Source organism: Chryseobacterium potabilaquae, assembly GCF_902728265.1.
Taxonomy (GTDB): Bacteria; Bacteroidota; Bacteroidia; order Flavobacteriales; family Weeksellaceae; genus Chryseobacterium; species Chryseobacterium potabilaquae.
This window is the reverse complement of record NZ_CACVBR010000021.1, coordinates 1-19,114: the sequence shown is the minus strand read 5'-3', so window position 1 is coordinate 19,114 and position 19,114 is coordinate 1. Positions and strand designations below refer to the sequence as shown.

The 19,114-nt window shown below is 31.7% G+C and carries 18 protein-coding genes; 11 read left to right on the top strand and 7 right to left on the bottom strand.

What is annotated here, in order from left to right; translation table 11 throughout:
• The first annotated feature begins 285 nt into the window (after window positions 1–285).
• From CHRY9293_RS11690 to CHRY9293_RS11680, 3 genes are all read left to right on the top strand, one after another.
• The gene (locus CHRY9293_RS11690) at window positions 286–1,977 is read left to right on the top strand and encodes a DUF6909 family protein (protein WP_162033144.1); all 1,692 of its coding nucleotides are present in this window, start codon (window positions 286–288) and stop codon (window positions 1,975–1,977) included.
• A 115-nt stretch (window positions 1,978–2,092) separates the two neighbouring features.
• On the top strand, window positions 2,093–2,560 hold the full coding sequence (locus CHRY9293_RS11685; protein WP_162033143.1) for a DinB family protein: 468 nt from the start codon (window positions 2,093–2,095) through the stop codon (window positions 2,558–2,560).
• Window positions 2,561–2,679: 119 nt separating this feature from the next.
• Window positions 2,680–4,518, top strand: a complete 1,839-nt coding sequence (locus CHRY9293_RS11680) for a M1 family metallopeptidase (protein ID WP_162033142.1) — start codon at window positions 2,680–2,682, stop codon at window positions 4,516–4,518.
• 54 nt (window positions 4,519–4,572) lie between these two features.
• Here CHRY9293_RS11680 and CHRY9293_RS11675 read toward each other — a convergent pair whose 3' ends face one another.
• Window positions 4,573–5,175: a hypothetical protein gene (locus CHRY9293_RS11675; RefSeq protein ID WP_162033141.1), complete on the bottom strand. Its 603-nt coding sequence runs from the start codon at window positions 5,173–5,175 to the stop codon at window positions 4,573–4,575.
• Between the two features lie 193 nt (window positions 5,176–5,368).
• Here CHRY9293_RS11675 and CHRY9293_RS11670 point away from each other — a divergent pair, with 193 nt between their 5' ends.
• A complete protein-coding gene (locus tag CHRY9293_RS11670) occupies window positions 5,369–6,130 on the top strand; it encodes a type III pantothenate kinase (RefSeq protein WP_162033140.1) in 762 nt (253 codons plus the stop codon).
• Window positions 6,131–6,211: 81 nt separating this feature from the next.
• Here CHRY9293_RS11670 and CHRY9293_RS11665 read toward each other — a convergent pair whose 3' ends face one another.
• Genes CHRY9293_RS11665 through CHRY9293_RS11655 form a run of 3 tightly spaced genes read right to left on the bottom strand, consistent with a single transcriptional unit; the run spans window position 6,212 to window position 8,290 of the window.
• Window positions 6,212–6,643 (bottom strand): nucleoside deaminase, encoded by a 432-nt coding sequence (locus CHRY9293_RS11665; protein ID WP_162033139.1) that lies wholly within the window; start codon window positions 6,641–6,643, stop codon window positions 6,212–6,214.
• A gap of 44 nt (window positions 6,644–6,687) precedes the next feature.
• Window positions 6,688–7,314: an energy transducer TonB gene (locus CHRY9293_RS11660; RefSeq protein ID WP_228455522.1), complete on the bottom strand. Its 627-nt coding sequence runs from the start codon at window positions 7,312–7,314 to the stop codon at window positions 6,688–6,690.
• A gap of 52 nt (window positions 7,315–7,366) precedes the next feature.
• The gene (locus tag CHRY9293_RS11655) at window positions 7,367–8,290 is read right to left on the bottom strand and encodes a helix-turn-helix transcriptional regulator (RefSeq protein WP_162033138.1); all 924 of its coding nucleotides are present in this window, start codon (window positions 8,288–8,290) and stop codon (window positions 7,367–7,369) included.
• Between the two features lie 665 nt (window positions 8,291–8,955).
• Here CHRY9293_RS11655 and CHRY9293_RS11650 point away from each other — a divergent pair.
• From CHRY9293_RS11650 to CHRY9293_RS11625, 6 genes are all read left to right on the top strand, one after another.
• Entirely contained in the window at window positions 8,956–9,960 is a 1,005-nt protein-coding gene (locus CHRY9293_RS11650) for a PDDEXK nuclease domain-containing protein (RefSeq protein WP_162033137.1), read from the top strand.
• Between the two features lie 17 nt (window positions 9,961–9,977).
• The gene (locus tag CHRY9293_RS11645) at window positions 9,978–10,544 is read left to right on the top strand and encodes a recombinase family protein (protein ID WP_162033136.1); all 567 of its coding nucleotides are present in this window, start codon (window positions 9,978–9,980) and stop codon (window positions 10,542–10,544) included.
• A 120-nt stretch (window positions 10,545–10,664) separates the two neighbouring features.
• Window positions 10,665–11,645 carry an AAA family ATPase gene (locus CHRY9293_RS11640; RefSeq protein WP_162033135.1) on the top strand — a complete coding sequence of 327 codons (981 nt, stop codon included), beginning with the start codon at window positions 10,665–10,667 and terminating at the stop codon, window positions 11,643–11,645.
• 8 nt (window positions 11,646–11,653) lie between these two features.
• Entirely contained in the window at window positions 11,654–14,116 is a 2,463-nt protein-coding gene (locus CHRY9293_RS11635) for a S8 family peptidase (protein WP_162033134.1), read from the top strand.
• A 19-nt stretch (window positions 14,117–14,135) separates the two neighbouring features.
• Complete coding sequence (locus tag CHRY9293_RS11630) at window positions 14,136–14,687, top strand: hypothetical protein (protein ID WP_162033133.1); 552 nt, start codon at window positions 14,136–14,138, stop codon at window positions 14,685–14,687.
• Between the two features lie 639 nt (window positions 14,688–15,326).
• On the top strand, window positions 15,327–16,235 hold the full coding sequence (locus CHRY9293_RS11625) for a Dabb family protein (RefSeq protein ID WP_162033132.1): 909 nt from the start codon (window positions 15,327–15,329) through the stop codon (window positions 16,233–16,235).
• A 207-nt stretch (window positions 16,236–16,442) separates the two neighbouring features.
• On the opposite strand, the gene CHRY9293_RS11620 is transcribed toward CHRY9293_RS11625, so the two are convergent.
• On the bottom strand, window positions 16,443–16,976 hold the full coding sequence (locus tag CHRY9293_RS11620; protein WP_162033131.1) for a YciE/YciF ferroxidase family protein: 534 nt from the start codon (window positions 16,974–16,976) through the stop codon (window positions 16,443–16,445).
• Window positions 16,977–17,188: 212 nt separating this feature from the next.
• Between CHRY9293_RS11620 and CHRY9293_RS11615 the strand changes: the two genes are divergently transcribed.
• On the top strand, window positions 17,189–17,605 hold the full coding sequence (locus CHRY9293_RS11615; protein WP_162033130.1) for a low affinity iron permease family protein: 417 nt from the start codon (window positions 17,189–17,191) through the stop codon (window positions 17,603–17,605).
• A gap of 117 nt (window positions 17,606–17,722) precedes the next feature.
• On the opposite strand, the gene CHRY9293_RS11610 is transcribed toward CHRY9293_RS11615, so the two are convergent.
• Both CHRY9293_RS11610 and CHRY9293_RS11605 read right to left on the bottom strand, forming a co-directional pair.
• A complete protein-coding gene (locus CHRY9293_RS11610) occupies window positions 17,723–18,223 on the bottom strand; it encodes a CinA family protein (RefSeq protein WP_162033129.1) in 501 nt (166 codons plus the stop codon).
• 68 nt (window positions 18,224–18,291) lie between these two features.
• Complete coding sequence (locus tag CHRY9293_RS11605) at window positions 18,292–18,600, bottom strand: hypothetical protein (RefSeq protein ID WP_162033128.1); 309 nt, start codon at window positions 18,598–18,600, stop codon at window positions 18,292–18,294.
• Between the last annotated feature and the right edge of the window lie 514 nt (window positions 18,601–19,114).

Sequence of the window (19,114 nt, the reverse complement as noted above, 5' to 3'; positions counted from 1 at the left end):
TAAATTATATTTTTTTTGTATTATATACTATACAGATATGGGCGTATTATCTTTTATCAGATCATGTAGTAAGTAGATATATATCAAATGTTAACAGATATTCATATTATAATTAATGTGAAATGCTTATTTAGGTGATTTGTAGATTTTGGTTTAAATAATGCATTTTTTTAATCGTTGTGTTTGTTTTTATTATATATATGAGTGGATTGTTAAACGGTTTGTTAAATGATACTTAAAATAAAGTTGGGTTGAGATTTTGTATATTTGTATGAAATTTATTTTATGACAAATTCTAGAGCAAGAGAAACAACGGAAGCAATTGAAAGATTGTATATTTCTATGAGACACCTCTTTTATAGAGGTTTTTTTAAACCTGCCGGTGTTTCGGGAGAGAGTATCAGAAGTTTGTTGAAAACAGTCAATCCAGAGATTTATGGAAGTATGAATATTCCTAATAAATTGGAATTAGATGGTTTGATGTATGTTTTAGACAGACTGCCTGAAGGAATTGAAGAATGTGCTTTTATTCATCTTACGTCAGATGAGGGTTTTGATAAAGGGAGTTTCGAACCTATTGTACCTAAGAAGAGAAGAAGAAATTGTTATAGAATTGATGAGCATCAGATGAATATTGAAGTTCTTTTGGGGCGTTCTGAAATTTATGATATTCTTACACATTTGACATTTTTATTTATAGAAGCCGATAAAATTAGAAATTTAGCTTTTATACAAGATGAAAATTGGAAACCTACACGTGCATTTAAGATTATTGAAGAGGTAGTAAAAGGAGAGAAGAAATTTAGTAGAAAGGAAAAAGAAGTGGCTCTAATTCATTTGTCTTCTTTAATTGGAAGAACATTTGATGAAACATTGAGAGCGTATAATACTTTCGGAGATGATCATAATCCTGATCGTTTATTTAAAATTATTTATAATCTAGGGAAAGTAAGCTTAGAAGATGCAAAGCAGACTAGGGAAAGAGAAATCCACTTTAGTGCAATATTGAAAGAAAGGGTAGGACATCATTACTTCGGTGAAAAATGGGCTAATAAAGTGAAAGAAGTTTTATTTGAAAACAATCTTCATATGCGTCCGTTGCATATTATTTCTGCCAATATGCATTCTGTGAAAAATATGCTATATGGAAATGAGGCATTAAAGAAAAAAGATCATAAAGACGTAGATTATAAACTATATGGCGAAATCTCTGATAAAAAAGACCTTCGGGATAAAGTTTCTAAATATGCTTTAGAAGAAGGAATGATCTATATTGATGATAAAAGTGGAAGTAATATTGATGTACAGGTTATTGATTTAAGCAAGACAAATCTTAAGAATACCCCTTTCGCTAATATCAAATATGGAGGAGATGATGTAATTATGGTATTTGATTATGCTTTTGGAGAACAGGCGTTTGAAGTGATGGATGAACTGTTGAGGCCTTTCGAACAAAAAGGAGAGGTATATATGATGAAGGTAAAATCTGTTTCCATTATGGGAAAAGCAGGGATTCTTGCAGGGGGAAAAGGAGATATTATGATTCCTACTTCTCATATTTTTGAAGGAACAGCCGATAATTATCCTTTTGAAAATGCATTGAAGCTTGAAGACTTTAAAGATGATGAATTGAAAGCATTTGAAGGACCAATGATTACGGTATTGGGAACTTCACTTCAAAACAGGGATATACTTTCTTATTTCATGAATACTTCTTGGAAGGCTATTGGTCTTGAAATGGAGGGAGCGCACTATCAGAAAGCAATTCAAGTAGCTTCAAAAATAAGACATCATATTTCGCCGGATTTATTTGTTTGTTATGCCTATTATGCTTCAGATAATCCATTGGAAACAGGAAGTACTCTTTCTTCAGGAGGACTTGGGCTTACAGGAGTAAAACCAACTTATCTGATAACCTTAAGAATTCTAGAAAAGATTTTACAAAGCGGAAAAAAAGAAGTTTCTGTTAAAAAATAATTTAATTTTTAGATGATATATAGCCCTCAAATGAATACCATTTGAGGGATTTTTCTTTTTTAATTATATGTTTTTAATGAAAAATCAAATTAATTATCTTTATATAAAATTAAAAATGAGTTTAGTTTCACAATTAGTCAAAAGATTCAGAGAGGTATTACTAGATGGAATGTGGATTGCTAATACCAATTTTAAAGCCCAACTTTCAGATGTTACTTTGCAGCAGGCAACAACGAAAATTGGTTCTTTAAATACGATTGCGATGCTTACTTTCCATATCGATTATTATATTGCTGGATTGGTGAATGTTTTTGAAGGAGGTGATTTAGAAATTAGAGATAAGTATAGCTTTAATCTTTCGCCAATTGAATCTCAGGAGGAATGGGAAACTCTCTTAAATAAACTTTTGATAGACTCTGAAAAGTTTGCCAATTTACTAGAAAAAATGCCCGATTCTAAGCTTGATGAAGTCTTTATTGATGAAAAATATGGAACGTATTTAAGAAATATTGACGGAATGATTGAGCATGCTTATTATCATCTAGGGCAGATTACCTTAATAAAAAAGTTGTTAGATAATTAAAATATTCTTATCCTCGGTAATAATAAATGTTAAGTCTTATTTTTCTGAATATTATTCGTTTAATTCTAAATTTTAGGGTCTTATTTAAAATACTTACTTTTGAGAAAATAAAATTTTAAATGAAAAAATCGGTGACAATCCTTTTTGCGTTTATCATTTCACAATTTCAAGCTCAGCCAGGAAATTACTATCAGCAGAGTGCGAAGTACAAGATGAATATTGATGTGGATGCTGAAAAGTTTACCTATCAAGGAGAGCAGACTTTAGAATATACTAACAATTCACCAGATGAACTTAAAGTAGTATATTTTCATTTATATTGGAACGCGTTTAAACCCAATTCTATGATGGATCAAAGGGTTTCCGGGCAGGGTAAAAATGGGGATTCAAGATTGCAAAAAGATGGCGTTTCTAGGCTAGCTTCCATTCCAAAAAATGAAGAAGGATCACAAAATATTCACTGGATAAAACAAAATGGAAAAGAGCTAAAGTTTGAAATTCAGGAGACTATTATGAAAGTGTACCTAGCAGAATCCATTAAACCCAATTCTACTACAACTTTTACGATGGACTGGGATGCTGTAATACCACAACAGATTAGAAGAAGTGGAAGAAATAATCGGGAAGGTGTGGATATGACTATGACACAATGGTATCCAAAAATTGCAGAATATGATTATGATGGATGGGCAACTTTTGATTATATAGGTAGAGAGTTTCATGCACCCTTTGCGGATTTTGAAGTTGCTATTAAGATTAATAAAGATTATGTAATAGGTGCAGGAGGTATTCTAGAAAATCCTCAAGGCGTTAAAGGTTATGAATCTAAACCGCTTCTATCCATTGATAAAAATAATAAAGTGACGTGGAGATGGACAGCAAAAAATATTCTTGATTTTGCTTGGAGTGCTGACAAAGATTACAAGGTGAAAAGTTTTGATGTGCCTGAAGGTCCCAAAGTTTTTTTGGTTTATCAGCAAAATAATAAGACTAAAGCTTGGGAAGAAGCTCAACCTTATGTGACGAAATATTTCCAGATTATGAATTCGCATTTTGGAAAATATATATATCCAACTTATACATTTATTCAAGGAGGAGATGGTGGAATGGAATATGGAATGTGTACTATGATTTTAGGTGAGGCTCAAAATATAAAAGATTTAATGGGACTTATGGCTCATGAAGGAGCTCACTCTTGGTATCAGCAAATGTTGGCTACAAATGAATCAATGCGCCCGTGGATGGATGAAGGCTTTACAAGCTATGCAGAAGGATATACCATGCATCAATTGTTTCCAGAGGATCTTCCGAATCCGTTCATAAAAACGTTGGATTCCTATAGGGCTTTTATTAAAAAAGGAATTGAAGAGCCTGCTGTTTGGTTGGGTGATCATCATGACAATGGATCAGCTTACACCTATGCTTCTTATGTAAAAGGTGAGCTATACTTGGTTCAATTGGGATATATTATGGGCGAGCAAAAATTAGCGGAAGTTTTAAAGCAATATTATGACCAATGGAGTATGAGGCATCCTTCTGATAGAGATTTTTTACATATTGCCCAAAAGGTATCAGGAATGGATTTAAAATGGTTTCATAATTATTGGATTAATACAACAAAAACAATTGATTATGGAATAAAAGATATCAAGTATGATACAAAATCTACGACAATTATATTAATTAATAAAGGACAAGTCCCAATGCCTATTGATTTTAGTGTGATGACGACTGACAAGAAAATAATTACTTATCAAATTCCTTTGAATATGACGCATACCTGGAAAGATAAAGATATGTATGGCGATTTTTCAACAATGCCTTATTGGCCATGGACGCAAAAGGAATACACTCTTACTATTCCCTATACAAAATCTCAATTATATGTTTTAGGAATTGATTTCAGCCAGAGGATTGCAGATATAAATATGAGTGATAATTTTATTGAAGTAAAATAATAACATTATATCTACATAGTCGGCATAGAGTATATTTCTATGCCGATTTATTTTTTATTGTATAATTGTTTTTAAGTTATTTAAAATAGAGGATAGAGGAAATTCTCCAAAATGACTTATATATTTATTGTTATATATGATCACATAGCTTGAACAAGGGTAATGATAGTGAAAGAATGTATTTTCAATGATGTTTTTAGGATCTTTATACCACTTTATTTTATTTATGGTTTTTATACCCTCTTTACTTTTGTATAAATAGAGAATATTTGATTGTTTAATCTTGTTAGCTTTTTTTTCGTTTTCTTTAAAATCTAAAAAAGAACTTTTGGGAGTGGATAAACCACTAGAATTACAAGGATCCTTTCCTGGGTAGAAAATGATAATGGTAGGTTGGGTAGGAGAGATCTTTAATTTTAATAGATGGGCTAAGTCGGTTATTAGCTTTTCAGAATCTACTTCTCCTTTTTCTGTATCTGAGGTTATTTTAGCTGTATCTAATGAATCATTATAGACAATTTTAAGCCCTCCTAATTTGTTTTTTCGGTGATTAAATTCATCCAAGGTAATCATCTTATCATTTTCATCAAAGATTTTTTTTTGAGAAAACAAAAAATTGCTAAAAAGTATTACAGTGATAAATAACAGTGTTCTCATTTTTATGGTATTTTTTTATTGTATAAATTTAAAATATTGTATTTTTTTTGTTAAAATGATTTATTTCATAAATTAAATATAAATGTAGATATAAGTGAGCAGTTTTATTAAAATTATTAATTTTAATCCCTAAAAATAATTTTGAATTTCAATTGTAATATAGAATTGAAAAGATTTTTGAAAAAGTATGCCAGTGAATTCAATTGTAATTAATATAGGAAATAGTAATGTCCGATTTGGTCTTTTTAATGAAGATAATTGTGATATTTCTTGGGTGATCAATACAAAACCGTATCGCACAGCCGATGAATTATATGTTCAAATGCTGATGTTGTATCAGACATACAAAATTATACCGAAGGAAATAGATAAGGTTATTATAGGATCAGTAGTGCCTCAACTTACTAAAGTTATGAGCTCTGCTATAAAAAAAATTCATGGAATTCTTCCTGTAGTGGTCGATCGAAATACTCCTTCAGGAGTTCAGGCAAAGTCAAAGCAAATGGGCACTGATATTTATGCAAATCTTGTAGCGGCTCATAACTTATATCATAACAAAAAGAAAATTGTTCTTGATTTTGGTACTGCTCTTACCGCAAGTTGTATTGCGGAAAATGGAGAAACCTTAGGCGTAATTATTGCTCCAGGTATTGTAACGGCCCTCAACTCTTTAATCAGTCAAACGGCACAATTACCAGATATAGAGTTGAAAAAGCCCAAATCCGTGTTAGGGCTAGATACAGTGACTTGCATGCAAAGTGGTATGGTGTATGGATTTTTAGGAATGGTAGAAGGTTTTATTGATCGTATCAATGATGAAGTTAAGGATGAGTGTTTTGTGGTGGCTACCGGAGGTGTTTCTCATATTTATAAACCCTTGACTGATAAAATTCACATCATGGATCGATTACATACTTTAAAAGGGCTATATTTTTTAGGTAAAGGGATAGAATAGTAGTAGATTATATAAATTAAAGAATATCAATGATTTCGTATGAAGAATTACTGTTATACGAAATCATTCTTTTTAAAAAGTCTATCTTTTTGATTTGAAAAACGTTTTGATCATGGAGGAGCATTCATGTTCCATCACTCCTGTGATAATTTCTGTTTTGGGATGAAGAGATAATTGTTTATTGATAAATCCTCTCTGCTCATCACGAGCTCCAATGACAACTTTAGAAATTTGTGACCACGAAAGAGCTCCAGAACACATTACGCAAGGCTCAAGGGTGACATATAATGTGCAATTTTTGAGGTATTTCCCTCCTAAAAAGTTGGCGGCTGAAGTAATGGCTTGCATCTCTGCATGGGCTGTAACATCATTTAGAGCTTCTGTAAGATTATGTGCTCTTGCAATGACTTGATTGTTAGAAACTATTACACATCCGATGGGAACTTCTTCTTTTTCTAGGGCAAACTCGGCTTCTTGAAGAGCCATTTTCATAAAATATTCGTCAGTAAACATATAGGCTAAATCTACAAAATTAAGCTTTACAAGTGATTTTTAAATTATTTAAAGCTAAAAGTTAAAGGTAAATTAAATCGATATCTGACAGGATTCCCATTGATAATAGCAGGAGAAAACTTCTCTGATATTGAGTATATGGCAATTTCTGCTTGTCTGTTGAACGTAAAGTTTTCTCCTTCGGCTTTTACATTACTGATGCTACCATCTTTTTCTACAATAAACTTAACATTTGTTTTTATATTAGGCGTTTCTGAATAAACACTACCTCCATAAAAGAGATGAGCTACTTCTTTTCGAAGTGCATCAACCCCTCCAGGGTAATCAGCTGATTTATCAGTAGTATAAGGGACTTTATCGTCCGTATTTTTCGTAATAATATTTTTGTTGTGAAGGATATTTAGGTCTTCAATATTTTTTACTTTCAATAAGGCACCAATAAGAGCTGTATTCTCGATGCTATCCATTTTTCTCATAAAAAGGATAAAGTCTTTTTTTATAGCGTCTTTTTTCAGGTTATTGGTTTCAGTGTCTAATTTTTTCTTGAATTCCTTTCCTAATAATGTACGATGATGATTATAGTAATTTTTTACAAATCTAAACTCTTCTGTTTGTTGGGCAAAACAGAAGCTTGGAATGATGAGGGATAAGCAAAATACTACAACTTTCAATTCGAGGGATTTATGTAAAGTTAATTAAAAAATGTGAAAACCTAGCGATACATTATGTACAATTGAGATAAGCGTTTAACGATTCTTGTAAATGAGCTTGAATATCATCAACTAAACTTTTCGGTTCTAGAACAGTTACTTCTTTCCCATAAGAAAGAATTTCCTGCATAAAGTCGTAGGTGGGATGAAGGAAAAATTCAAAAAATGTCTCATTTGGATTTTCTTTTATTTCTTTTTGAGATTGATGGAGAGGAAAGCTTTTAATATACTCTCCTTGATGTTTACTGCACTTTAAAACAATCCTTTCAGGGTTTTGCTCTGCAAGGTTCATCACTCCAAAAGCGTTTTTGAAATGCTCTCTAAAATTATATTTATATTTCTCTTTAAACTTAGTTTTGTTGACATCTAAATAATGGATACGATCTAATCCAAATGACTTTAACACTTTATCATTGGTATCCGAAGCAATTAAATACCATCTGTCTTTCGATTCTTTCAATGCTAGAGGGTGTACTTTTCGAGCCGTCATTAATTTGTTTTTGTAATTATAATATTCAAACGTAATAACGCGTTTATTTCGGATAGCAAAGAAAAGATCATAAAAGTTCTCGGCTCCTGTGGATTTCCTTGTTTCAAAAAAAATAAAATTTGAAAAATTTGGATGAACATTTAGAGCATTACTTACCTGAAAAGATTCTAATAGTTTTTGGTTATATTCATCTACTTCCATAATGGGCCGGCTCTCGATGTAATAACGATTATCTCCCTTCTTTTTATTATGGATGGATAGATTAAAAAGATTTGAAATTTCTCGGATATCCCTTTGCAACGTCCTAATAGAATAACTTTTTATTCCGGCATCCTGAAATTCAAATGAGTTTAATAGGTATTCTTTCAGCTGAGAATAGGTTGCAGGAGAATTTTCTAATCTTTTAATGATTAAAGCATACCTTGTTAAATAAAAATCTTTTTTCATTGGTAGAATGGTATAAGAAGCATTTTACTGTTATTATTTTGCTTCGAATCTAAGACTCTTTTTTCAATAAAACTTTATAAGTTTGATTTTTTACAAAAATATATACTTAATATATGAGTAGTAATATGTCCATAACTTGGATAATAGAGTGTTAATGCAGGAAATTTCTGTTTATTCAAGAATGTTATGAAATAGATTATAGTAATGGTACTGTTTTTTTTTGATTATTATGATAGTAAATGGTTAGAAATTTCCTGCGTGTAGTTGCACCTTATAATAGATCTTCTTCCAAAGGATCATTTTCAAAATCTTTTTTTAAAAAAACTTCAAGAGCATTCAGATTATTTTCTGTTCAATGTTCTCTCATTCCTTTTGCTTTTGTTTACAAATTTATTTACTCTACTGAAACTTTTGCAAACATAGGAGGTGTTCAATGTATTTTCATGTGAGTTATATATTGAAGGGGGCACTTTTGTGAAAAATAGAAAATGCAAAGTCATTATTAATCAAGAATATATTTCTAATGGGGTGTAATTTCACAAAACGTTCGTTTTATAAAACTAATTATTCATTTCATTTTTTATGCTCAAGTTAGTTTCATATTCCGTCTTATTTATTAGTTTTGTAAAAAATCTTTTTTTAAGACAAGGACTCCTTCTAAACTTATGAAAAAAAATCTTCCTACAAATCTTTTCTTCACCATAAAAGATTTAATTGAAAAGTCTCGATTAAATATTGTCAGAAATATCAATACAACAATGCTATTGACTTATTTTGAAATAGGAAAGATGATTGTGAATGATGAACAAAAAGGGAAAGACAGAGCAGAGTATTCCAAAGAAACTATTAAGAATTTAAGCAAGCAATTAACAGTTGAATTTGGAAAAGGGTACTCTGTATCAAATCTAGAATATTTTAGAAAATTCTATCTGACCTTCCAAAATAGAATTTCCCAATCATTGATTGGGGAATCTAAAATACCTTTTACTCTTTCCTGGACGCATTATATTCAATTATTAAAAATTGAAAATAAAGATGAGCGAAATTTCTATGAAATAGAAGCAACACAAAATAATTGGAGTGTACGAGAGCTTACGCGACAATATAATTCAGCTATATATGAGAGACTCGCATTAAGCAGGGATAGAGACGGTATGAAGCAATTAGCTAAAGAAGGACAAATTATAGAGAAGCCAACAGATGTGTTAAAGAGTCACTATGTTTTAGAATTTTTAGATTTAAAAGAGGATGCCCGTTATTCAGAAAATGATTTGGAAACCGCAATCATTAATAAGTTAGAACATTTTATGTTAGAATTGGGTAAAGGATTTTTATTTGAAGGAAGGCAACGTAGATTTACTTTCGAAGGAGACAGCTTTTTTGTGGATTTAGTCTTTTACAATAGAATTCTTAAATGTTTTGTCTTATTTGATTTAAAGATCGGCAAGCTTACCCATCAAGATATCGGACAAATGCAGATGTACGTTAATTATTATGATAGGAAAGTTAAGCTTAAGGACGAAAATCCTACGATAGGTATTATTCTATGTAAAGAAGAAAACAAAACTGTGATAGAATTTACCCTTCCAGAAAATAACAAAACCATTTTTGCAAAAGAATATAAAGCAGTCCTTCCTAGTAAAGAAGAACTTAAAAAACAGGTTGAATAAAAAAATTTAATATCATTATGACCGTAGGGTATGCACGTGTTTCGACTTCAGATCAAAACATCTCCACACAAATTGAAATTCTAAAAGAAAATGGTTGTGAAAAGGTTTTCACCGATATTGCAAGTGGAGTCCGAGAAGATAGAGCTGGTTTAAACGAAATGCTTTCTTATTTAAGGAAGGATGATATCATAATGGTTTATAAAACAGATCGCATATTTCGCTCATTGAAAAACATGATAGATCTTATTGAAAAGTTTAATGAAAAGGGAGTTCTTTTTAAAAGTATTACCGAACCTGCATTTGATACTACTTCTGCTAATGGAAAATTCATCATTCAAATTTTTGGGGCTGTTGCAGAGTTTGAAAGGAATTTGATTAGTGAAAGGACTAAGGCTGGATTGGAAGGAGCTAGAAAAAGAAAAAAACTTTTAGGAAGACCAAAAGGGGCTAGTAAAGAAAGTATAGAAAAATATCAATTTGCAAAACATCTTTATGATAATAAAAATACCCCAATTGATAAAGCTTGTAAACAAGCGGGTATAAGTAAAGCTACTTTTTATAGAATAGATAATTCAAAAAAGTAAGCAAATTTATTCTTTATAAGCTACGTAAAAGTTCTATTTGTTTAAAAAAAATCTGTCAAAAAATCATAGCTATTTGACCATATTTCAAATATTTATTGTTATTTTGTATATTATAGGCTTATGGCTGCAGCAGAACAAATAAAGAGTTTAATTAAATCATACGGAGTTGGTGACGATGGCAGATTTTATGCTACCGCAATGCAAATTGCCGCCGCTGAAGCAAAAAAAGGACATGTCATTCTAGCAGATGAGATAAAGAAGCTTATTGACAATGCAAAGTCAAGCAAATCAAAATTTACAGGCATTATAAGGCCACTTCATGATAGTGTTGGCCAAAAGGAACTAAGCGAATTATTAGAACTTATTCAGCCAGAGTTTAAGCTTAATAATATGATTTTATCTCCTAAAATCAACAAGTCACTTAGACGTATACTAGATGAACAATCTAAAATTGAACTTTTAAAACATCATAATCTTCAGCCTAGAAAAAAACTATTATTTGCTGGTCCTCCCGGATGTGGGAAGACGATGTCTGCTAGTGCTCTTGCAAGTGAACTAGCTATACCACTGTTTGTTATTAGGCTGGATGGATTGATTAGCAAATACATGGGAGAGTCGATTGCAAAGCTTAGATTAATTTTTAATGCGATGCATCAATTCCGAGCAGTTTATCTTTTTGATGAATTTGATAGTGTAGGGACTACCAGAACAAGTATTAATGAAGTCGGAGAGATCAAAAGAGTTTTAAATAGTTTTTTATTACAGTTAGAGAAAGATAACTCTAACAGTTTGATCATAGCTGCTACTAATATTCCTGAATTTTTAGATACAGCGCTCTTTAGGCGTTTTGATGATATTATTATTTACACATTACCTGAATTGCCAGAGATTAAGAAACTATATCTGAAAAGATTGGATGAACTTAATTTGAGTAATAGTTTTAATTTAGAAAAAATTGCTACAGAGTCAATTGGCCTCAGTTATTCTGAGATTTCTAGAGTGTGTGAAGATCTTGCAAAAGATATTTTGGTGTATGGGATAGATGAAATTTCTGAGGATGACTTTATTGATTCAATAAAGCATAGAAAGAAACCATTTTAACACAAAATATGCCTCAATTTTTACGTGATCACATTTTTCTCAAAGAACGTACTGCTCCAATGCCTTATACCCCCGTTTCTACGGGGAGAAGTAAAGTAAAACCGCGTCTAAATCTTGACAGAGCAGTTCAAGGGCAAAAAATACAAAATGAATTTAATGAAGCTGTTGATATTTTTAAGGTACTTGCACCTGAGGTTGAGTTCGTTTATCTCGTTTTCAAATCCGCACCAGGATTCCTTTTAGATATAGATAAATTTGAAGATTCAAATTTGAATTACAGACTCGCTTCATACAGGAGAATACCTGGAGAAAACTTGGAATACGATACCTACGAAGCAACTGTATGCATGAATCCTACAGCAATTGGTAGCTTTTTACGGAAAGTAGAACAGTATATCGGTGAAGAAACTCCTACAGGAAATCCTAAACATCAGAATCTCATTGCTAATCTTGAGTCAATTAAAAGTGCAACATTAAAAAGTTTTTGGCAGGAGCCTGAACTTGCATTTCCGGAATCTGGAGAGAGTACATGGTGGGAAATCTGGATATATAGAAATTATTTAATATCAACTGATGAACAACTCGAAAAAATTTTTGAAATTTTGGCAAATGTTGGGATCCGAATCGGGAGACGTCGGAGTCTTTCTTTTCCAGAACATATTGTTTTCTTAGTTTATGGAAATAGTCACCAGTTGGGTAACTCTATTTTATATACTGATTCACTTTCAGAATTAAGAAAACCTAAAGAAACTGCTGATCTTTTTACATACCTGGATAAGCCAGAGCAAAATGATTGGATTCAAAATCTCAATCACCGAGTAGATAATCATCAGTTGTTAGGTAATATATCTGTTTGTTTATTAGATACGGGTGTTAATATTGCCCATCCACTACTGGAAAATTTAATTGATGTAAGGAATTTAGACGCCATTGATCCTTCTTGGTCTATTAGTGATTCTCATGAGCAGGGCCATGGGACACCTATGGCTGGATTAATTATGTATGGTGATCTGAGTGATGTTATGGCTGGATTTGACAGGATAGAAATTTACCATGACCTTGAAAGTATAAAGGTTATTGAGCCTAGTCAACCAAATAATCCAGAACTATATGGCGCTATAACGCAGGAGGCTATTGCTCGTGCGGAATTGCTCAATCCTCGAAATAAAAGGATTGTTTGTATGGCAGTAACCAGCGATACATTAGTGCATTTTGGGAGGCCATCATCGTGGTCCGCTGCAATAGATCAAAAAATTTTCGGAGATACAGAAGATCCAAATGATACGACTCTTTTTTTTGTATCATCTGGTAATATTTCGATTAATGAGCGGATAGACTATCCACTTATTAATGATAAGTTTTCTATTGAAGATCCTGCACAATCTTTCAATGCAGTTACTGTAGGAGCCTATACTTTAAAAGATGTGATAGATTTTGAAAAGTTTCCCGAAGCATTTTTGATTGCGCCAAGGGGATCGATGGCACCATGTAATAAGACATCCGTAATTTGGCAGCAAGAATGGCCAAGAAAACCAGATATTGTTATGGAAGGAGGAAATCAAGGAATTTTTGGTGACGGAATAATTGACCCAGATTCGTTGTCTCTTTTGTCAACAGCGAAAGGTGGACTAGGACGTTCATGGTTTACAACGTTTGGTGATACAAGTGCTGCAACAGCTTTGGCAAGTAAATTTGCTGCTCAACTCTATGAATCATATCCCGCATATTGGCCGGAAACTATCAGAGCACTGATTATTCACTCAGCAGATTGGACAGACTCTATGTTAGGTGAACATAATATTTCTGATTTATCTCCTGATCAAAAGCTTGCTCTTTTGTCCACTGTCGGATATGGTGTTCCGAATTTCAATAAGGCTAAATTTAGTGCTAACAATTCACTTTCATTAATTATTGAAAGATATCTGAAACCATACAAGTTTGAAGAGAAGAGAGTTAAAACGGACGAATTTCATCTTATAGATTTACCATGGCCTGTTGATGTACTTCAAGATCTAATGAATACTCCAGTCCAGTTAAAATTAACACTGTCATATTTTATTGAGCCTAATCCCGGCAATCGTCAATATGAACTTGCAGCAAGTTACCGTTCACATGGTTTAAGATTTAAAATGATTGATACAAATGAAAGCGAAGAAGCATTTTCTGCAAGAGTTAGTAAATCTGCCCGAGAAGATAATTATGTTCCAGAAGGTAATGAGCACTGGATTCTTGGTTCAAAAGTGCGTGATAAAGGATCCATTCATAAAGATATTTGGGAGGGAACAGCTGTAGATCTTGCAACGCGAAATAAAATTGCAATTTATCCCGTAGGAGGATGGTGGAAAAATAGAAAGCAGCTTGCTCGCCATATCAATAAGATTCGTTATAGTTTAGTAGTAACAATTGAAACAGCGGATATAAATGTTGATATTTATACTCCAGTTCTTTTACAAATTCCAATTGAAATTTAATCAATAATCTTAAAAAACGATGGAAACAAGATATTTAATAGTCCAGTATGCTACAATGCTGGAAGAGCTTTGCTCATTATACTTATGCGAATTGTTACAAATTGACAAAAAATCATCAATTAGTTTCGGATATGGTTCTCAATCGTTATCTTTTAACGCAAAAGTAAATCTTATTACAGATCTTTCTAAGACGGATAAAAAATTGAAGGCAAAATTTATATTATTCGCAGAAATACGTAACAAATTTGCACATGTTTTTGATGTTTCATCATTTAAAGCTTTTTGTAGCCTTGGCAAAGACTGGGAAAAGAAAGGAAAAGATCTTTTGAATTTTTATGAAATAGAAAGTATTCCTAATGAAGAAGTTCACTTTACATTAGCATATATTTTATTATATAAAGAACTGGAAAAATATATCACACATTTATCATTTGAAAGCGCTCATAATAGGGGCTATATTCAAGGTAGATTAGATGCTCTTGAAAAATATAAAGAAATTGTAAGAAAAGAATTATTTAAAATGCCTAAAGGAAAAGAAATTCTCAGTAAATATTTAAAAGAATTTGAATAATCTCACAAAACAATATTTTATAAAAACTTTCTAAATCTCTTTCGTAATAATAGGCTTGTCGTTTCAGTCCTAAAAAGTGTCGTATTTGGGTAAAATTGTCTAACAAGCTCTATTTGCTTTTTCCAAAAAACATTTCCAAATCTAAATAAAGTCTTTTGAAATTTGTAAATAATATGGTCTTATTTATATGCTTTAGTAGAATTGAAAGCATATCAAAATTTAGCCTACTTAACATAATGCAAGTTATCGCCCTTCCTTACACCATTTTATAAAATAATTAATAGTCTCTTTATTATTCTCCCATAGGTACTATCATACTTTCTATTTCCAAAAAAATTGGTCCTTTTTTCTAAAATTAATATTGTATAGTCTCTGCCAATAAGTAGTCGAAGAGTAATACTTAATTTTAAAATTTTTTATGTCTAATGGTCAGTATTGTATTTCGTTTACAGATAGTTGTAACCATTTAAAAAAATGCCTTCTATACCTATTACATTTTCATTTTTTTGTATAGATTATATTTTCCTGATGGGCTTTAAATATCTACCATTCAGCAGTTAAAACTTCCCATTGATTCATTTTTGGTTCTCCACTAAACGTAAGAGGTCTACTTTTACAACTGATTGAAAATCAAAATGTATGAAAAAAAATAATTTAAAAAACACAACAAAAAATATAATCAAATCGTTTATGATTGTATTAATATTTATTGGATTAATGTCTACGATCTCTTGCAACAATAATAATGATGATATGCAAGTTCCTCAGAGTATGAAAACTGAGAGAATAGAGCATTTAGTATTATTTAAATTTAAGCCGACTGTAACGGAACAACAAAGACAAGAAGTTGTTAATAGATTCATGGCCCTTCGTAATTCTTTGAAGGATGGTAAAACTTATTTAAAAGTTGAATATGGTTTTCAAAATAGCATGGAAGATGTAAAAGGAAACTATGATGTAGGATTTAGAGTGACTTTCAATTCTTTGGAAGATCGTGATTATTATGTAGGTAAAATTGATGGACAACCAACTCCAGCAGCTTTTGACCCCATGCATGACGATTTTAAAAACTTTGTAGGTCCATTTCTTGATGTAGATGATCCTGCTACTGGAGGTGTTCTGGTTTTTGACTATAAGAGCAACGAAGGAGGTACAGGAAGTGTACCAGAAACAGGATACAGATTAGATCACTGGGTATTATTTAAATTCAAACCAGGAATTTCTGAAGCTCAAAAACAAGAAGTTGTAAACAGATTTTTGGATTTGAAGAATGGTAAGAAAGATGGAAAAACCTATATTCCTTTTATTGAGTTTGGTTATCAAAATAGTAAAGAAGGTGTCGCGAGAGGATATGATATAGCTTTCAGAGCAAGCTTTACATCTAAGGCAGATCGTGATTACTATGTAGGGAAACCTTTCTTGAATGATCCTGGAACATTTGATCCATTGCACGATGCCTTTAAGAATTTTGTAGGTCCATTTATAGATATTGATCCACAACCTACTAAAGGAGTGTTAGTGTATGATTATGAAGTAAAAAAACAATAAAAATTGATAATCTTAGGATAATAAAAAGAACAAATGAGTAAAGTCTGTAAGATTATTATCTTAAGTAAGGCGTAGCTATTTTTGCTACGCCTTCTTTTTTTATCGTATACCGTGAATAATACATTGTAAAGGTGAATAATGTTAAAACCTAGCAAAGTAAAGCTAATTTTTAATCTAAATTAGCTTAGAGCTTGTATGTTCAAAAAATTAGCTTCTTGCTTTACTGTTCAGGGTAGTGTCTGCTAATTTTGTTAGGGTTCCATCGCATTTTTTTTCCTCATCAAGAGTGGCTAATAAATTTTTAAGACATACTTCTTCTTTCAAAACCTTAGCATATGCCGCAAGAGTTCCATAAGTGGAAATTTCGTAATGTTCCACTTTTTGAGCCGCAGCTATTATACCTACATCTCTTATTGCTCCCGGTTCCGTCTCTTCCATAATACTTTTTCCTTCATCTAATAACCCTTGCATTGCATCACATTTCTTAGCCTGGGCTTTTTTACCCAATGAATTAAAACATTCTTCTAATCTTTCTACATGCATTTGAGTTTCCGTGATATGTTTTTCAATCGCTGTTTTTAACTTTTCATCTGTTGCATTTTTTTGCATGCTAGGTAGTGCTTTTACAAGGGCTTTTTCAGCCCAGTAAATGTCTTTTAAAGAATCTTCAAACAAGTCTTTTAAATCTTTTGCTGCATTTTTCTTTGCAGGTTCTTTTTTTAATGTGGTTTTAGCTTCCATAATATTGTAATTTGGTGATTAGTATTAGAGTCCCATAGTATCAACAATTATAATACCGTTATTTCTAAAGATATTATAAATTTTCAGCAATACCACTATATAATATACTGTTAATTAGTATTTTGAATACTTAAATGTTTCACCATTACAAGATTTATACTAATTGCTGCATGGTCTTTGCTGGTATAAGTTTAAATTTAAATAACCTTTTTATGAAAAAGAACTTATTTGATAGATTTTCAGATTGGGCAGTATGTTTTACAGGAAGTGCGGGAGCTTTTATAGGAGCAAGCTTGCTCGTAATTATTTGGGCAGCAACAGGACCGATATTTAATTTTTCTGAAACCTGGCAAATGGTTATCAATACTGGGACAACTATTGTTACTTTTCTTATGGTTTTTTTAATACAGAAAGCTCAAAATAAAGATTCAAAAGCAATTCAGATAAAGCTTAACGAGCTTGTTGCTGCCCACGGAAATGCAAGTAACCGTATCGTTGATATTGAAGATTTAACGGAGGATGAATTAGATCAACTACATAAGTTTTATGAGAAACTAGGGAAACTGCCAAAAAAAGAAGCGGGACCTGCGCAAAGCAAATCCCTAGATAATTATGGTAACTCCGGATGATAAATTTAAGGTAGAAATTACTGATAGCTTTCATCTATTGTAATATAAAATTTAATAGAACTCATGCTTAATCCTAAATATTTTTCGCTTCGTGAGCCGACCCCTATGTTGTTAGATTTATTGTAAAATTAATGCACGATTCATTTGACTTTTGAAACATCCCAGAATAAATTCTGTATAATATAGTTGAGCATCTAAAGCCAGAGTTTTTGGATGCAATTCTAATTTTTTTGTAAAAACAATTTCTCCTCTGTATGCAAAGGAAAAATAAACAAAAATTTTATATCCTGAATTTCTTATTGGGGTACAATATCCAGTAGCTGCAATTGACCAATCAGATCTAAAAAGTTGGGCCACATTTACGGCCATCATTTCTGCAATATTTGCTGATACACCATCGCACTCTTCTGCTTCCGTTCTATCTATATTTAGTAATCGTACTTTTTCAGATAAAGTATATGCTGTCATACCCCCCTTATAAAATAGAGAAGCATTGGGCATTTGCGAAAAAGCAAGTTGTAAACATCCAGAAGTAACACTTTCTACAATTGAAATAGTTTCACCTCTCTTCATCAGGGACTGACTTATATAGTCTAAAAGATTTTCTTCAAATTTCATAGCATTATATTTTGAATAGTTTAAATTATTTTAAGGTGTCCACGACTCCTTACATTTATAACTAACGTTTAGCATTGATCCGCAGGTATCTCTAAATATTTCTCAAAGTATAACAGATCTTGTGTATTCTTAATAGACATATAGAACATGATCTGCAGAGGTTCATATTTACCTATGCTGTCCAAGCTTTCAAATTCAACAATAAATGCCTGGATATCGTTGGGTGTTGAGTCCTTTATTTCAACAAAGAGTAGATAAGTATTTTGTTCTATTTCCTTTGCGTGGATTACCGATCCTCTTTCAATCCACTTTCCCTTATTTATAATTCTGAGAAAGCCTCCTGCTTCCAACCACTTAAATATTCTCTGATCTTTCATATTCACTATCATATAACTTTTTGTGCGACCTCCTAGGTTATAGCTCTATCTTCGGTGACTTTATAAGGTTAGAAAAAATTACCTCTTTACTGGCTTATAAAGAGGTAATCACATATGAATTATGAATTATTAGTTCTACCTCAAAACACTATTGACTAGAAACATATTATTATTTATCACATCTTGGAAGTAGAGTTTCGATTTATACACAACATAATGCTTTTGAATTTTAGCTAGATTATATTTTCCTCTTCCATGAAAAGCTTTTACCTATACGAGGGATTCGTAGTGTTTTATTCATGGGTGTAAAAATCTCTTTTTGATGTTCCTAGGTCTGTATGGGAGATGCTTTTTGAGAGCTTATTTTCTCCCTATATTGAGAAGTATTAAATGCAAGATTCATTCCAAAGGAGGGTTTTTTAATCATAATAATTAATTAATATAAAAAGATAAAGAAATTACTATATAGAGAGGTTAGCTGGCGAAACGGAAAATATAGTGCTTAAGGATTGGA